A 15,721-nucleotide genomic window follows, 5' to 3' on the forward strand; every position below is an offset into this window, starting at 1 on the left:
CAACCACAACAAACCATTAAGTACCGCCCACCAAAACCCCCCCCCCCCACTACTTCAATGATCGAGCGCGATCTTGAGCGTGTTAACGCGATCTTGGGGCTTGTTGAGCGTCGGCCGATCGGTCAGAGCCGCACGTCGGGCCACTGGGGGTCGCGGCCGAGGTAGGCGAGCAGGGCACTGACGTCGTCGGCCTCCGCACCAGCATCGAGGGCCGGGGCGTACGCGCCGTAGTTTCGCAACGGCTCGACGATCTGCCGGGCGACCTCCAGCAGGGGGCGGGCCAGCTCGTCGCGGAGCGGGGACGGCTGCCCGGTGGCCGCCGCGATGTCCCAGGCATGCACTGCCGCATCCAGGGCGCACGCCACGGCAGCGACCTCGGCCGGCAGCTTGCCCTGCGGCAGCGGCGTGGGCACCTCCGGGTCGTCGTCGGCGACACGGTTCCAGGCCTGGGCGGACGCGTCGAGGGCGGCGCGCAGCCCGATGAGTTTGTCGCCCTCGATCCGACCGGACGGCGCGAACGGGTCCTCCTGCGGCCCAGCCCCGCCGACGATCGCCGCCGCGAAGGCGGTCTGGTCGCCGGTCGCGTGCTGGAGCACCTGGGTGACAGTCCACTGCTCGCAGGGGGTGGGCAGGTCCCAGGCGTCGGACGGGATTCCCTCGGCGGTCGTCCGGAGCGCCTTGTGCGCCTCGTCGAGCACGATCCGCCACTGTCCAGCTGCCATCTCACTCATTGTCCCGACCCTCTCCGCCGACCCCATCGAGCGAGCCTGTGCGCTCACTCGCGAAACGGAATGTTCCGCTCCGTTCTGCAATCAGACTAGCAGACCGGAACGATCCGTTCCACTAGTAACCCGCGTCGGCGTACAACACATCGAGCGCGGCACCCGGACGGGTACCGCGCTCGACGAAGTGGTTCGGGTCAGACGTTGAAACCGAGGGAGCGGAGCTGGTCCCGACCCTCGTCAGTGATCTTGTCCGGGCCCCACGGCGGGAGCCACACCCAGTTGATCCGGATGTCGTTGACCAGGCCGCCGCCGGGGCCGGTGGTCAGCGCCTGCCGGGTCTGGTCCTCGATGACGTCGGTCAGCGGGCAGGCCGCCGACGTGAGCGTCATGTCCAGGGTGGCGACGTTCTCGTCGTCGACGTGGACGCCGTACACCAGGCCCAGGTCGACCACGTTGATGCCGAGCTCCGGGTCGACGACATCCTTCATCGCCTCCTCGATGTCGGCGATCATCGCCTTGCTGACGCCGGCACCGTCCGCCGAAGCGGCAGCGTCGCCGGCACCCGCCGAAGCGGCAACATCGCTGCCAGCCGCCGAAGCGGCAACATCGCCGGTCACCGCATCGGTCTGCGCCGCGACCGCGTCACCGGCCTCCGGCGTCGCCGCAGTAGCCGTGTTCTCGCTGCTCATGCCGTCTCTCCGTTTCGCTCCGTGACGCCACGAGGCACCATCGCGTCGCACCACTGACTCGCTCGCTGACGCTCGCTCACGCCTTCACCTCCGGGCTCACGCCCACACCGGCGCGTGCCGCGGCGTCCTTGAACGCCATCCACGGCAGCAGCGCGCACTTCACCCGGGCGGGGTAACGGGCCACACCCGCGAAAGCAACCCCGTCACCGAGCACGTCCTCGTCCGGCGTGACCTGGCCACGTCCGGACATCAACTCCACGAACGCCTCGTGCACCTCGAATGCTTCCCCGGCGCCCCGACCACGCAGCAACTCGTGCAGCACACTCGCCGATGCCTGACTGATCGAGCAGCCCATCCCGTCGTACGAGATGTCGTGCAGCACCGTGCCGTCGGTGGCCACCCGGACGGTGACCTCGTCACCGCAGGTGGGGTTGACGTGGTGCGCCTCCGCGACCTGGTCACCCGGGTCGTCGGCGTCGCGCAGGCCACGCCCGTGCGGGCGCTTGTAATGGTCCAGGATGATCTCCTGGTAGAGCTGGTCGAGCTGCATCAGTCGAACACCTTCCGCACCTGCTCCAGACCGGCCACCAGAGCGTCGATCTCCTCGGTGGTGGTGTAGAGGTAGAACGAGGCCCTGGTCATGGCCGGAACGCCGAACCGGCTGCACACCGGCTTGGCACAGTGGTGACCCACCCGCACCTGCACGCCAAGCGAGTCGAGCACCTGACCCACGTCGTGCGGGTGCACGTCACCGAGCGCGAACGAGATGGTGCCGCCCCGGCCCACCGGCACTGTCGGACCAAAGATCCGCAGGTCCGGCACCGAGCCGAGAGCGTCCAGCGCGTACGCCGTGAGCTCCTTCTCGTGCCACTGGATGGCCTGCATCCCGATGCCGGTCAGGTAGTCGACCGCCGCACCCAGCGCGACCGCCTCGGCGATCGGCGGGGTGCCCGCCTCGAAGCGGGCCGGCGGCGCGGCGAACGTCGAACGGGCCATGGTGACCGTCTCGATCATCGAGCCGCCGCCGAAGACCGGCGGCATGGCCGCCAGCAGCTCACCCCGGCCCCAGAGCACACCGATGCCGGTCGGACCGCACATCTTGTGGCCGGTGAAGACGATGTAGTCGGCGTCCAGGTCGACCACGTCGATGGGCAGGTGCGGCACCGACTGCGAGCAGTCCAGCAGCAGCAGCGCGCCCACCTCGCGGACCCGCGCGGTGATCCGGGAGGTGGCGTTGACAGTGCCGAGGATGTTGGACATGTGCACCAGCGAGACGATCTTCGTCCGTTCGGTGACCAGATCTTCCAGGCCCGACTCGTCCAGCCGCCCCTGGTCGGTGACCGGGAACCAGCGCAGGGTCGCGCCGGTCCGCTCGCAGAGCAACTGCCACGGGACGATGTTCGAGTGGTGCTCCATCTCGGAGATCACCACCTCGTCGCCGGGACCGAGCCGGAAGCGGCTGTCGGCGTCCGGACGGAGCGTGGCGTTCGAGAAGGCGTACGCCACGATGTTGATCGCCTCGGTGGAGTTCTTCGTGAACACCACCTCGTCGGTGCTCGGCGCGTTGATGAACGCGGCGATCTTCGCCCGCGCCCCCTCGTACGCCTCGGTGGCCTCGGTGCCCAGAGTGTGCACCGAGCGCGACACGTTGGCGTTGTGCCGCGCGTAGTGCTCGTCGAGCACGTCGAGCACCTGGCGGGGTTTGTGCGAGGTGTTGGCGCTGTCGAGGTAGACCAGCGGGTGCCCGTTGATTTCCCGACCCAGGATCGGGAAATCGGCGCGCACCCGGGCCACGTCGAAACGCGGCACGTTGTCGTACTGCGGCATCCCCGAGGGGATCGCGATGCTGGTCATCTCGGCAGCGCCTCTCCCGCTCAGGCCTTGGCCGTGCCGGCCCCGGCGGCGTACCGCTCGTAGCCCTCGGCCTCGAGCTTGTCGGCCAGCTCCGGGCCGCCCTGCTCGACGATCCGGCCGGCCACGAAGACGTGCACGAAGTCCGGCTTGATGTAGCGCAGGATCCGCGTGTAGTGGGTGATCAGCAGCACGCCGGTGTCACCGTTGTCGCGAACCCGGTTGACGCCCTCGCTGACCACGCGCAGCGCGTCCACGTCGAGACCGGAGTCGGTCTCGTCGAGGATCGCGATCTTCGGCTTGAGCAGCTCCAGCTGGACGATCTCGTGCCGCTTCTTCTCACCGCCGGAGAAGCCCTCGTTGACGTTGCGCTGGGCGAACGCCGGGTCCATCTGGAGGCGCTCCATCGCACCGCGCAGCTCGCCGCCCCAGGTACGGAGCTTCGGCGCCTCGCCGTCGATGGCGGTCTTCGCGGTCCGCAGGAAGTTCGCCACCGAGACGCCGGGCACCTCGACGGGGTACTGCATGGCCAGGAAGAGGCCGGCGCGGGCGCGCTCGTCGACCGTCATGGCCAGCACGTCCTCGCCGTCGAGGGTCACCGTGCCGCCGGTGATCTCGTACTTCGGGTGACCGGCGATCGAGTACGCCAGCGTGGACTTGCCGGAACCGTTCGGGCCCATGATCGCGTGGGTCTCGCCCGACTTCACGGTCAGGTCGACACCGGCCAGGATCGGCTTGAGCTCACCCTCGGGCAGCTTGACCGACACCTTCAGGTCGCGGATCTCCAGGGTGCTCATTATCGGGTCACTCCATTACTCGGCGTCAGGCTGAGGTAGATGTCGCCGTCGCGGACTTCGACGGGGTAGACGGGGACGGGTTCGGTGGCGGGCAGGCCGGTCGGCTCTCCGGTGCGCAGGTCGAAGCGCGAGCCGTGCAGCCAACACTCGAGCGTGCAGCCGTCGACCTCCCCCTCGGAGAGCGCGACCGAGGCGTGCGAGCACTCGTCGTACGCCGCGTAGAAGCCGCCGTCCTCGCCGTGCACCAGGGCGATCGGCGTGCCGTCGACGTCCGCGCTGATCGCGGTGCCCTTCGGCACGTCCTCGGTGGAGCAGATGCGGATCATCAAGCGCCTGCCTTGGTCAGCCGGGCCTCGATCGCGTCTCCGAGGCTCTCACGCAGCGACTCCACCGGAATCTTGTTGATCAGCTCGGCGAAGAAGCCACGGACCACCAGCCGACGGGCCTCACTCTCCGGAATGCCCCGGGCCATCAGGTAGAACAACTGCTCGTCATCGAAGCGGCCGGTCGCGCTGGCGTGGCCGGCGCCGGAGATCTCGCCGGTCTCGATCTCCAGATTGGGTACGGAGTCCGCCCGTGCGCCGTCGGTGAGCAGCAGGTTCCGGTTGATCTCGTACGTGTCGGTGCCGGTCGCCTCGGCCCGGATGAGCACGTCGCCCACCCAGACGGTGTGCGCGCTCTCGCCCTGCAGAGCGCCCCGGTAGCCGACGTAGCTACGGCAGTCCGGGACGCTGTGGTCGACCAGCTGCCGGTGCTCCAGGTGCTGGCCGGAGTCGGCGAAGTAGACGCCGTACAGCTCGGCCTCGCCACCGCGCCCGGTGTATTCCACGCTCGTGAACTGCCGGACCAGGTCGCCACCCAGGGAGACCTGGATGTGGATGACCTTGGCGTCGCGGCCCAGCTTGATCTTCAGGTGCTGGGCCTGGACCGCGTCGTCGGCCCAGTCGGCGACAGTGACCAGCGTCAGCTTCGCGCCGTCGGCCACTGCCACCTCGACGTTGTCGGCCAGAGTGGCCGACCCGACGTGCTCCAGCACCACTGTCGCCTCGGCGAACCGGCCCACCTCGACGAAGGTGTGACCGAACGCCGGCTGCTCGACGCCCTCGCCGACCACCCGCAGCCGCACCGCCTCGCCGAGCACCACGTCGGGGGCCACCCGCAGCAGCAGGGCGTCCGCGGAGGCACCGTAGGCCAGCGCGCTGACCCGGTCGACCGGGGTCAGCACGCTGCCGACCCGCTCGTCGTCACGGCCGATCCGGGTGATGGCGACGCCCTCGGGCAGGTCACCGTACTCGTGTCGGACCGCGCCGGTCGCGGCCGGCGCCTCTGTGGTCAGGCCGCGGAGGCGCTTGAGCGGGGTGAAGCGCCACTCCTCCTCCAGGCCGGTGAGGGCCGGGAAGTCGGCGACGTCGTACGAGCGCAGCGCCTGCGACTTGGTGCTGGGCGGCGGCGCGGAAGCCTGGGTAGTCATTTCGTCCTTGGTCTGTCTGTTCCGTGACGACGAGTTGGGCCGGGTGTGACGGACCGAGGTTCCGGCCCGTCACGGGGAGCGGCGGCGTCAGCCGACCGCGCCCTCCATCTGAAGCTCGATCAAGCGGTTGAGCTCCAGGGCGTACTCCATCGGGAGCTCCTTGGCGATCGGCTCGATGAAGCCGCGCACGATCATGGCCATCGCCTCGTCCTCGCTCAGGCCCCGGCTCATCAGGTAGAAGAGCTGGTCGTCGCTGATCTTGGAGACGGTCGCCTCGTGACCCATCGACACGTCGTCCTCGCGGATGTCGACGTACGGGTAGGTGTCCGAGCGGGAGATCGTGTCGACCAGCAGTGCGTCGCACTTGACGGTGCTCCGGCTGTGGTGCGAACCCTCCAGCACCTGCACCAGACCCCGGTACGAGGTGCGGCCGCCGCCACGGGCGATCGACTTCGACACGATGGTCGAGGAGGTGTGCGGCGCGGCGTGCACCATCTTGGCGCCCGCGTCCTGGTGCTGACCCTCGCCGGCCATCGCCACCGAGAGCACCTCGCCCTTGGCGTGCTCACCGGTCATGTAGACAGCCGGGTACTTCATGGTCACCTTGGAGCCGATGTTGCCGTCGACCCACTCCATGGTCGCGCCCTCGTGGCAGACGGCGCGCTTGGTGACCAGGTTGTAGACGTTGTTCGACCAGTTCTGGATGGTCGTGTAGCGGCAGCGCGCGTTCTTCTTGACGATGATCTCCACGACCGCGCTGTGCAGCGAGTCGGAGGAGTAGAGCGGCGCGGTGCAGCCCTCGACGTAGTGCACGTACGCACCCTCGTCGACGATGATCAGCGTCCGCTCGAACTGGCCCATGTTCTCGGTGTTGATCCGGAAGTAGGCCTGCAGCGGGATCTCCACCTGCACGCCCTTCGGCACGTAGATGAACGAGCCACCGGACCACACCGAGGTGTTCAGGGCGGCGAACTTGTTGTCGCCGACCGGGATCACCGTGCCGAAGTACTCCTTGAAGACGTCCTCGTGCTCGCGCAGCGCCGTGTCGGTGTCCAGGAAGAGGACGCCCTGCTCCTCAAGGTCCTCGCGGATCTTGTGGTAGACGACCTCGGACTCGTACTGCGCCGCGACACCGGCGACCAGCCGCTGCTTCTCCGCCTCCGGGATGCCCAGCCGGTCGTAGGTGTTCTTGATGTCCTCGGGCAGGTCCTCCCAGCTGGTGGCCTGCTTCTCGGTCGACCGCACGAAGTACTTGATGTTGTCGAAGTCGATCCCGGTGAGGTCCGCGCCCCAGGCCGGCATCGGCTTACGGCCGAACAGCCGCAGGCCCTTCAGCCGCAGGTCGAGCATCCACGCCGGCTCGTTCTTCTTGGCCGAGATGTCCCGCACCACCGCCTCGTTGATGCCGCGCTGGGCGACCGCCCCGGCGGCGTCCGGGTCGGACCAGCCGTACTCGTACCGGCCCAGGGCGGCGAGCTGCTCTTCCTGGGTCAGGGGCTGGACGATCTGCTCGGTCATCTATCTGTCCTCACAGTGGTTACGGGATTACCGGATTGAGCGCGGCCCGGCTGGGTCGGGATGTGCGTGGTGCACACCCCGTCGCCGTGCGCGATGGTGGCCAGACGCTGCACGTGGGTGCCGACCAGACGGGAGATGACCGCGGTCTCGGCCTCGCACAGCTGAGGAAACTCGGCGGCAACGTGCGCCACCGGGCAGTGGTGCTGACAGAGCTGGCCGCCGGAAGCGATCGTGGTCGCATTGGCAGCGTAACCCTCGCCCGTGAGCGCAGCGGCGAGCGCCTCGGCTCGGGCGAGAGGGTCGTCGCCGGCGTCCTCCATGGCCGTCCGACAACGGGACTCGAGAGCGGACACCTGCTCGGTGGCGAAGGCCTCGACCGCGTCCGAACCACCGCTGCGGGCGATCCAGCGCAGCGCGGCGGTGGCCATGTTGTCGTAGTGGTGTGTGCCACAACGGACCCGGGCGGCCTCGGTCAGCAGGAACACCTTGGCCGGGCGTCCCCGACCGCGACTGCCCTGCACTGGCTGCTCGCGGGCGTACACGTCACCATCCGCAAGCATCGCGTCGAGGTGCCGGCGGATTGCCGCCGGGCTGAGCCCGAGCGCCGCGCCAAGCTGCGCGGCGGTGGTGGCACCCTGCTCAAGCAGCAACTGGGTGACCCGATCCCGGGTGGAGACCTCGGCCGCCGCCGGCCCGGCGAGGCCGGTCGACGTGGTCACGGCAGGCGCGGAGCCGGACGCACCGAGGGCCGGCACGGCCGTCGGTTGGTGCCCGGAGAGCGCCGCCGCGTTTTTCACAACGCCAACGTTACGTAATTACCCGGAGGGTCGCAAACCCGGGCCCCGGTGATCCCAACCACCGAGCCGACGGAGTCGGACGAACCTTGAGCACTACGGTGCGTAGGATTTGCGCCGTGAACCGAATCGTCCGTCCGGTCTCCGGCATCCTGCTGCGCCGCCTCGCGCTCGCCTCGATCATCGCGAACGTGGGCATCGTCGTCACCGGCGGGGCCGTCCGGTTGACCGCCTCGGGCCTCGGCTGCCCCACCTGGCCCCGGTGCACCGACGATTCCTACGTCACCACGCCCGAGATGGGCGTCTACGGGGTGATCGAGTTCGGCAACCGCATGCTGACCTTCGCGGTGGCTCTGATCGCGCTGGCCACCGTCCTGGCCGTGCTGGCCCACCGGCCGCGCCGACGCGGGCTCCTCGCACTGGCCGTGGCGGTCTTCCTGGGCATCCCCGCCCAGGCGGTGCTCGGCGGCATCACAGTGCTGACCAACCTCAACCCGTGGGTCGTCGGGCTGCACTTCCTCGCCTCGATGGTGGTGATCGCCGCCGCGTACGCCCTCTGGCGACGCATCGGCGACCCCGACGGCCCGACCGCAGCCGTGGTGCCCGCACCGCTGCGCGCGCTGGCCCGGATCACCACCGGCGTCACCGTCGCCGTGCTGGTCATCGGCACCTGGGTCACCGGCAGCGGCCCACACGCCGGCGACCACGGCGCCGCCCGCAACGGGCTCGACCCGGAGACGATCTCGCAGGTGCACGCGGACGGGGTCTTCCTGCTGATCGGGCTGTCGGTGGCGCTGATCTTCGCGTTCCGCGCCGTCGGTGCGCAGCGAGCCACCCGCGCCGCGGTCATCCTGGTCGCCGTGGAGTTGAGTCAGGGCCTGATCGGCTTCGTGCAGTACTTCACCCACGTGCCGGCGCTCCTCGTCGGAGCGCACATGCTCGGCTCCTGCCTGGTACTGCTGGCCGCCCTGTCGGTGCAGTGGTCCACCCGGGAGCGCCGTCCGGTCGAGCCGGCCCGCGAGGACACCCCGACCGACGCCGCCGCCCCGGTACCAGTCAGCGCCTGACCGCCTGGCCGCCCGCGCCCCCGCGTTCCCCGCGCCCCGCGATCAGCGGCCACCTGGCCCGCAAAGCCCGAGCGCTCACCCCGAACGGCCGCCGGCACCGCCCGCCGACGGGTGCCCCGCGCCGTCGGGCGCACCCCGCACCGTCGGGCGCCGTCGGGTCCCACGCCCCGCACCGTCGGGCGGACCCCGCACCGTCGGGCGCCGTCGGGTCCCCGGGCCCGGCGCCGTCGGGCCCGCGCCCCGCGCCGCGCGCCGCGCGCCCCGCGCCGCGCGCCGCGCGCCGCGCGCCAAGATCTACGCAACTTCCCGGATGCCGCTGCCTCCGACACGCGGGAGACAGCAATATCCCTGATATTGCGCGGATCTTGAGGACGAACCCCGCCGACTGGGGAGACCGGAAGCCGCGTTTAGCGGCCAACGGCCAACGGCCACCAAGATCGCACTCGAACCAGGATGTAGTGGCCACGGAGCGCCGGGAAGCCACTAGAACCAAGATATTGCGCGATCTTGCCGGCGGCGACACGAGCGGCACGAGCGGCCGTTCGGGGATTGCTTGTTGTGTGAGTGGTTAGGCGTTGCGGGCCAGGTGGGTGCTGATCGCGTTGGCGAGGCGGTCGGGGGCGCCGTCGGCGTACCCGATGAAGAGCGACGGCTCGGTCAGCTCCAACTCGACCAGGACCGGCTCGCCGTCCGGGCCGGGGATCAGGTCGACCCGGGCGTAGAGTAGCTGTCGGGTGCCGCCGGGCACCGTCGCGAGGGTCTGCTCGGCCACCGCCAACTGCTCGGGGCGAGCGGTGCGGGCGGTGATCTCTTCGGCCTTGTACAGCCCGTCCGGCCCAAGGTCCGGCCCGGACAGCATCGGCCCCTTGCGGATCGCGTGGCTGAACGCGAGCCCTTCGGGGCCGGCCAGGAAGAGCAGGGCCGTCTCGCCCTCGGTGTCGACGGCCCGCAGGTACGGCTGGACCATGGTGACCCGGCCGGCCTCGGAGAGTCGGCGAACATGTGCGGCGGCCAGGTCCCGGTGTTGCGGGTCGGCCAGGTCGTACCGGCCGGTGTCCTGGCTGCCGGCGCTGACCGCGGGCTTGAGTACGTATTCGCCGGTCTCGGCGGGCAGCTGCCAGCTCTCCCCCGGCTCGATCCACGACGTCGGCACGGTTGGCACCCCGGCGGCGCTCAGCTCGGCGAGGTAACGCTTGTCGGTGTTCCAGCGGACCACGTCTGCCGGGTTTACCAGCGTCGGCACGGTGGCCGCCCAGGACACGAACTCGTCGCGGCGTAGCGCGTAGTCCCAGGGTGAGCGGAGCACGACCAGGTCGTAGGACGACCAGTCGACGTCGGGGTCGTCCCAGATGGCGGTCTGGACGGCGACGCCACGGGCGGCGAGCGGGGCCAGGACCAGCCGGTCGTCCGGGTCGAGGTCGGCCAGGTCCGAGCAGGTAACGAGAGCGACCCGGGGTTCCCCCCGGGTCGACTGGTGATATGTGGTCAATTCAGCTGTCTCTTCAGCGGGCCATCGTGCGCCGGGCCATCGACCGCCAGAGGTCGTTGCTCGGACGCATCTGGTCCATCAGTTCACGCTCCCAGGCGTTCTCGACGGTGACTCCCGCCTTGGCGCACGCCTCCCGGGCGGTGACGGTGTCGTCGGCGAACTGGTCGCCCCACTCGCCGTCGGAACCCACCAGGACGATCCGCGCGCCACGCTTGCCGACGTACTCGATAACCGCCTTCGCGCCGCCGTGTCCGGCCGCGAACGCCTTGAGGCCCGCGACCAGGCCTTGGGGCGCCTGCTCGTCGGCGGTCTGCTCGGCCGTCAGCGTCGTATCGGAACCATCTGCCATGACGCGAAGCCTAAGCAGAGTTCCACCCCGTCGCGCGAGAACCATGAACCTTTTGTGATGCCAATTACCTACAGGTTTAAGGATGAGCACAGGTTTGCTGTCCGATTATTTACCGACTTTTGCGCTCAAAGCACGTCGAGAAATCGGGCCCGAACCGCCCCAGGTTGAGCCGATCCGACTCATGCTGAAAGTTACTCTGATGTGACGTTAAACCTGGACAACTCATCCACGTCCATGATTAGTCAGCAGATCATCGGCGACATTCGCCGTCGGCCAAGCCGCGGCGCGACAACTGTCGGACGGCGCGAGGGTCGAGGAGCCGAGCCGAGCCGCAGCGCGCAAGGACGCCAACAGGCGAAAGCCATTGCCGTGGACGCGAAGGGCAGAGCCGGGCCGTACGGGACGGGTCAGATCAGCGCGTCGAGCGCGACAGCCACGAAGACGATCGTCAGGTACGTCGTCGACCAGTGGAACAGTCGCATCGGCTTGACCGCCTCCCCGCGCGTGGCGCGCCGGCAGAGCCGGTGTGCCTCGACCACGAAGATGGCACCCACCACCAGGGTCGGAACACCGTAGATCGCGCTGAGCCCCAGCGGCCAGACGGCCAGGGAGGTGAGCACCGTGAGCCACGCGAAGATCAGGATTTCGGCGTTCACCCGGCGGATCGAGGCCACCACCGGCAGCATCGGGATGCCGGCCCGGGCGTAGTCGTCCTTGTACTTCATGGCGAGCGGGTAGAAGTGCGGCATCTGCCAGAAGAAGACCACCGCGAAGAGCCCCCAGGCGGCCGGCGCCAGCGAGCCGGTCACGGCAGCCCACCCGATCAGCACCGGCGCCGCCCCGCACGCGCCGCCCCAGAAGGTGTTCGTCGGGGTGGAACGCTTGAGCCACAGGGTGTAGACGAGGTCGTAGTAGGCGATCGCGGCGAGGGTCAGCCCGGCGGCCAGCAGGTTGGTGAACGCGGCCATCAGGGCCACCGACACCGCCGCCAGCACCAGACCGAAGATCAGCGCGCTTCGCGGTGACACGGTGTGCGCCGGCAGCGGCCGACGCTTGGTACGCCGCATCAGCTGGTCGATGTCGCGGTCGATGTAGCAGTTCAGGACGCTGGCCGCGCCAGCGGCGAGCGAGCCACCGATCAGCACGATGGCCATCAGCCACAGCGACGGCAGCCCGCCCTCGGCGAGCATCATCGCCGGGATGGTGGTGACCAGCAGCAACTCGACGATCCGCGGCTTGGTGAGCGTCACGTACGCCGAGAGGACCGCGCGTACGTCCCGCCGGGCCACCGGGCCCTCGGCCGCCCGCGCCGGGTGGGGCCCGGCCGGGTTGCTCGCGGGGCGCTCGGTGATCATGCTCACGGATTGCCACCTTCCGGCATCGGGCACGGGGAGATCGGATCGGTCGGGACCAGTCGGGTCCGCATACCGCCCCACACACTACGCGTCGTCGTTTTGGCTGCCCGGCCGACCCGACAACGGTGCGGGCCGTCACACCACCGGGTTGAACCGAGCATCCGGATGGTCACGTAGCGCACACCATGCGCAGATCCCCGGGCGCACGTTTAGGGACGCTCGATAAGGTCATCGGTGAGGGTTCCGCCCATCTGCCGAGGAGCACAACCATCGTGGCTGTTAAACGACCCGAGCACCCCGCACTGAACTGGTCCGACCTCGATCGCCGGGCCGTAGACACCGTCCGCGTGCTGGCCATGGACGCCGTAGAGAAATCCGGCAACGGTCACCCGGGCACCGCGATGAGCCTCGCGCCCGCGGCGTACCTCCTCTTCAACCGCGTCATGCGGCACAACCCGGCCGACCCGAACTGGCCGGGCCGCGACCGCTTCGTGCTCTCCGCCGGGCACTCCAGCCTGACGCTCTACATCCAGCTGTTCCTCTCCGGTTACCCGCTGAGCCTGGACGACCTCAAGTCGCTGCGGCAGTGGGGCTCGCAGACGCCGGGGCACCCCGAGCACGGGCACACGCCGGGCGTGGAGACCACCACCGGCCCGCTCGGGCAGGGTCTGGGCAACGCGGTCGGCATGGCCATGGCGGCCCGCCGCGAGCGCGGCCTGTTCGACCCCGAGGCCGAGCTGGGCGCGTCCGTCTTCGACCACGACATCTGGTGCATCGTCTCCGACGGTGACATCGAGGAGGGCATCAGCCACGAGGCCAGCGCCCTCGCCGGGCACCAGCAGCTCGGCAACCTCACGGTGATCTACGACGACAACGAGATCTCCATCGAGGACGACACCCGGATCGCCAAGAGCGAGGACGTGGCAGCCCGCTACGAGGCGTACGGCTGGCACGTGCAGACCGTCGACTGGCGCAGCGGCGACGCCGACCAGGGTGACTACCACGAGGACGCCGAGGCGCTGTACGCGGCGCTGGTGGCTGCCCGGGCGGAGACCGCCCGCCCCTCCTTCATCGCGCTGCGCACCATCATCGGCTGGCCCGCGCCCAACAAGCAGAACACCGGCAAGATCCACGGTTCGGCGCTCGGCGCCGACGAGGTGAAGGCCACCAAGCGGATCCTCGACTTCGACCCGGAGCAGACCTTCCAGGTCGACGAGGAGGTGCTCAGCCACGCCCGCACGGTGATGGGCCGCGGCTCCGACGCCCAGCAGGAGTGGACCACCGCGTTCGACGCCTGGAAGAAGGCCAACCCGGAGCGCACCGCGCTCTACGAGCGGTTGGCTGGTCACGTACTGCCGGACGGCTGGACCGACGCGTTGCCGGTCTTCCCCGCGGACGCCAAGGGGGTGGCCACCCGGGCCGCCTCCGGCAAGGTGCTGGAGGCGCTCGCGCCGGTGCTCCCGGAGCTGTGGGGCGGCTCGGCCGACCTGGCCGAGAGCAACAACACCACGATGAAGGGCGAGCCGTCGTTCATCCCGGCCGCGCACGCCACCAAGGACTTCCCCGGTCACGAGTACGGCCGCACGCTGCACTTCGGCATCCGTGAGCACGCCATGGGCGCGATCCTCAACGGCATCGCCCTGCACGGTGGCACCCGCCCGTACGGCGGCACGTTCCTGGTCTTCAGCGACTACATGCGTCCGTCGGTGCGGCTGGCCGCGCTGATGAAGCTGCCGGTGACCTACGTCTGGACGCACGACTCGATCGGCCTCGGCGAGGACGGCCCGACCCACCAGCCGGTGGAGCACCTGACCGCGCTGCGCGCCATCCCGGGCCTGGACGTGGTCCGTCCGGCGGACGCCAACGAGACCGCCTGGGCCTGGCGGCAGGCGCTGGAGCACACCGACCGGCCCACCGCGCTGGCGCTGAGCCGTCAGCCGCTGCCGACCATGGACCGCGACGTCCTGGGCGGCGCGGAGGGTGTGGCCAAGGGCGGCTACGTGCTGGCCGAGGCGTCCAACGGCAAGCCTCAGGTGATCATCGTCGGCACCGGTTCCGAGGTGCAGCTCTGCCTGACCGCCCGGGAGCGGCTGGAGGCCGACGGCACCCCGACCCGGGTCGTCTCGATGCCCTGCCAGGAGTGGTTCTACGAGCAGGACGAGGCGTACCGGGAGTCGGTGCTCCCGCGCGGGGTAAAGGCAAGGGTGAGCGTGGAGGCGGGCATCGCGATGTCCTGGCGCGGCATCGTCGGTGACCTGGGCGAGAGCGTGAGCCTGGAGCACTACGGAGCGAGCGCCCCGCACACCGTGCTCTTCGAGCAGTTCGGGTTCACCCCCGACCGGATCGTGGCGGCAGCACACGCCTCGCTGGCCCGGGTGGGCGACATCACCGGTTTCACGACCGGCAACTGAGGGAGCGTGGACGGCATGACGGACAAGCTGAATGAGCTCACCGCCGCGGGCGTGGCGGTCTGGCTCGACGATCTTTCCCGGGTGCGTTTGAGCTCCGGCGGGCTGGACCAGCTCCGCCGCGAGAAGCACGTGGCGGGCGTCACCACCAACCCGACGATCTTCGCAAAGGCGCTGAGCGACGCCGACGAGTACAACTGGCAGCTGCACGACCTCGCCACCCGTGGCGTCGAGGTCGAGGAGTCGGTGCGCATGCTCACCACGTACGACGTGCGGTGGGCGTGCGACGTGATGCGCCCCTCGTACGACGGCAGCGACGGTGTCGACGGCCGGGTCTCGATCGAGGTGGACCCGCGCAGCGCGCACGACGCGGACAAGACCGTCGCCGAGGCCAAGGCGCTGTGGTGGCTGGTCGACCGGCCCAACCTCTTCATCAAGATCCCGGCCACCGAGGAGGGCCTGTCGGCGATCACCGACACCCTCGCCGAGGGGATCAGCGTCAACGTGACGCTGATCTTCGGTCTGGACCGCTACTCGGCGGTCATGGAGGCGTTCCTCGCCGGCCTGGAGCGGGCCAAGGCGAACGGCCACGACCTGTCCAAGATCGGCTCGGTGGCGTCGTTCTTCGTCTCCCGGGTCGACTCCGAGGTCGACAAGCGGCTGGAGAAGGTCGGCTCCGACCAGGCGAAGGCCCTCAAGGGCAAGGCCGCCGTCGCCAACGCGCAGCTGGCGTACGAGCGCTACAGCGAGGTGTTCTCCTCCGACCGCTGGAAGGCGCTCGCCGCCGCCGGCGCGCACCCGCAGCGGCCGCTGTGGGCGTCCACCTCGACGAAGAACCCGGACTACCGGGACGTCATCTACGTCGAGGAGCTGATCGCCCCCGGCACCGTCAACACCATGCCGGAGTCGGTCATCCACGCGTACGCCGATCATGGCGAGACCCGCGGCGACACCGTCACCGGCGCCTACGACGCGGCCCGGAAGGTCTTCGCCGACCTGGAGTCGGTCGGGGTGGACATGGCCGACGTGATCGCCACCCTGGAGCGCGAGGGTGTGGAGAAGTTCGAGGCGAGCTGGCAGGAGCTGCTCGACGGGGTCCGCAAGTCCCTGGAGGCGGCTGCCAAGGGCAAGGGCGCGCCGAACAAGGCAGCCAAGGGCAACGCCAAGTCCGCCGAGAAGGCCGGTGGCGCATGAGCGAGCGAATCATC

The 15,721-nt window shown here is 69.6% G+C and carries 15 protein-coding genes; 3 read left to right on the forward strand and 12 right to left on the reverse strand.

Annotated features, from left to right (window positions below):
* Positions 1 to 122: 122 nt before the first annotated feature.
* From AB0K35_RS33635 to AB0K35_RS33675, 9 genes are all read right to left on the reverse strand, one after another.
* Complete coding sequence (locus AB0K35_RS33635; RefSeq protein ID WP_238672054.1) at positions 123 to 722, reverse strand: TIGR03086 family metal-binding protein; 600 nt, start codon at positions 720 to 722, stop codon at positions 123 to 125.
* 197 nt (positions 723 to 919) lie between these two features.
* A complete protein-coding gene (locus tag AB0K35_RS33640) occupies positions 920 to 1,414 on the reverse strand; it encodes a metal-sulfur cluster assembly factor (protein WP_238672055.1) in 495 nt (164 codons plus the stop codon).
* A gap of 76 nt (positions 1,415 to 1,490) precedes the next feature.
* Complete coding sequence (gene sufU / locus AB0K35_RS33645) at positions 1,491 to 1,964, reverse strand: Fe-S cluster assembly sulfur transfer protein SufU (RefSeq protein WP_091403700.1); 474 nt, start codon at positions 1,962 to 1,964, stop codon at positions 1,491 to 1,493.
* Complete coding sequence (locus AB0K35_RS33650) at positions 1,964 to 3,268, reverse strand: cysteine desulfurase (protein ID WP_238672056.1); 1,305 nt, start codon at positions 3,266 to 3,268, stop codon at positions 1,964 to 1,966. Before AB0K35_RS33650 ends, sufU begins: the two co-directional genes overlap by 1 nt.
* 20 nt (positions 3,269 to 3,288) lie before the next feature.
* Positions 3,289 to 4,062: a Fe-S cluster assembly ATPase SufC gene (gene sufC, locus AB0K35_RS33655; RefSeq protein ID WP_112677399.1), complete on the reverse strand. Its 774-nt coding sequence runs from the start codon at positions 4,060 to 4,062 to the stop codon at positions 3,289 to 3,291.
* The gene (locus AB0K35_RS33660; protein ID WP_091403693.1) at positions 4,062 to 4,388 is read right to left on the reverse strand and encodes a non-heme iron oxygenase ferredoxin subunit; all 327 of its coding nucleotides are present in this window, start codon (positions 4,386 to 4,388) and stop codon (positions 4,062 to 4,064) included. Before AB0K35_RS33660 ends, sufC begins: the two co-directional genes overlap by 1 nt.
* On the reverse strand, positions 4,388 to 5,533 hold the full coding sequence (gene sufD / locus AB0K35_RS33665) for a Fe-S cluster assembly protein SufD (RefSeq protein ID WP_238672057.1): 1,146 nt from the start codon (positions 5,531 to 5,533) through the stop codon (positions 4,388 to 4,390). Before sufD ends, AB0K35_RS33660 begins: the two co-directional genes overlap by 1 nt.
* Positions 5,534 to 5,620: 87 nt before the next feature.
* Complete coding sequence (gene sufB / locus AB0K35_RS33670) at positions 5,621 to 7,051, reverse strand: Fe-S cluster assembly protein SufB (protein WP_091403689.1); 1,431 nt, start codon at positions 7,049 to 7,051, stop codon at positions 5,621 to 5,623.
* Positions 7,048 to 7,770, reverse strand: a complete 723-nt coding sequence (locus AB0K35_RS33675) for an HTH domain-containing protein (protein WP_238672059.1) — start codon at positions 7,768 to 7,770, stop codon at positions 7,048 to 7,050. The genes sufB and AB0K35_RS33675 overlap by 4 nt, the downstream gene beginning before the upstream one ends.
* Before the next feature lie 176 nt (positions 7,771 to 7,946).
* On the opposite strand from AB0K35_RS33675, the gene AB0K35_RS33680 reads away from it, so the two are divergent.
* Positions 7,947 to 8,912: a COX15/CtaA family protein gene (locus AB0K35_RS33680; protein ID WP_363890612.1), complete on the forward strand. Its 966-nt coding sequence runs from the start codon at positions 7,947 to 7,949 to the stop codon at positions 8,910 to 8,912.
* A gap of 568 nt (positions 8,913 to 9,480) precedes the next feature.
* On the opposite strand, the gene AB0K35_RS33685 is transcribed toward AB0K35_RS33680, so the two are convergent.
* The 3 genes from AB0K35_RS33685 to AB0K35_RS33695 form a co-directional block, all read right to left on the reverse strand.
* Positions 9,481 to 10,401, reverse strand: a complete 921-nt coding sequence (locus AB0K35_RS33685) for a hypothetical protein (protein ID WP_238668368.1) — start codon at positions 10,399 to 10,401, stop codon at positions 9,481 to 9,483.
* A gap of 13 nt (positions 10,402 to 10,414) precedes the next feature.
* Positions 10,415 to 10,750 (reverse strand): hypothetical protein, encoded by a 336-nt coding sequence (locus tag AB0K35_RS33690; protein WP_210784996.1) that lies wholly within the window; start codon positions 10,748 to 10,750, stop codon positions 10,415 to 10,417.
* A 407-nt stretch (positions 10,751 to 11,157) separates the two neighbouring features.
* Positions 11,158 to 12,111, reverse strand: a complete 954-nt coding sequence (locus tag AB0K35_RS33695) for a heme o synthase (protein WP_238668367.1) — start codon at positions 12,109 to 12,111, stop codon at positions 11,158 to 11,160.
* 266 nt (positions 12,112 to 12,377) lie between these two features.
* Between AB0K35_RS33695 and tkt the strand changes: the two genes are divergently transcribed.
* Complete coding sequence (tkt, locus tag AB0K35_RS33700) at positions 12,378 to 14,516, forward strand: transketolase (protein WP_363890616.1); 2,139 nt, start codon at positions 12,378 to 12,380, stop codon at positions 14,514 to 14,516.
* 15 nt (positions 14,517 to 14,531) lie between these two features.
* On the forward strand, positions 14,532 to 15,707 hold the full coding sequence (tal, locus tag AB0K35_RS33705; protein ID WP_238668365.1) for a transaldolase: 1,176 nt from the start codon (positions 14,532 to 14,534) through the stop codon (positions 15,705 to 15,707).
* Positions 15,708 to 15,721: the final 14 nt, after the last annotated feature.

Origin of the sequence: Micromonospora sp. NPDC053740 (assembly GCF_040677775.1) — a bacterium.
Taxonomy (GTDB): domain Bacteria; phylum Actinomycetota; class Actinomycetes; order Mycobacteriales; family Micromonosporaceae; genus Micromonospora; species Micromonospora alfalfae.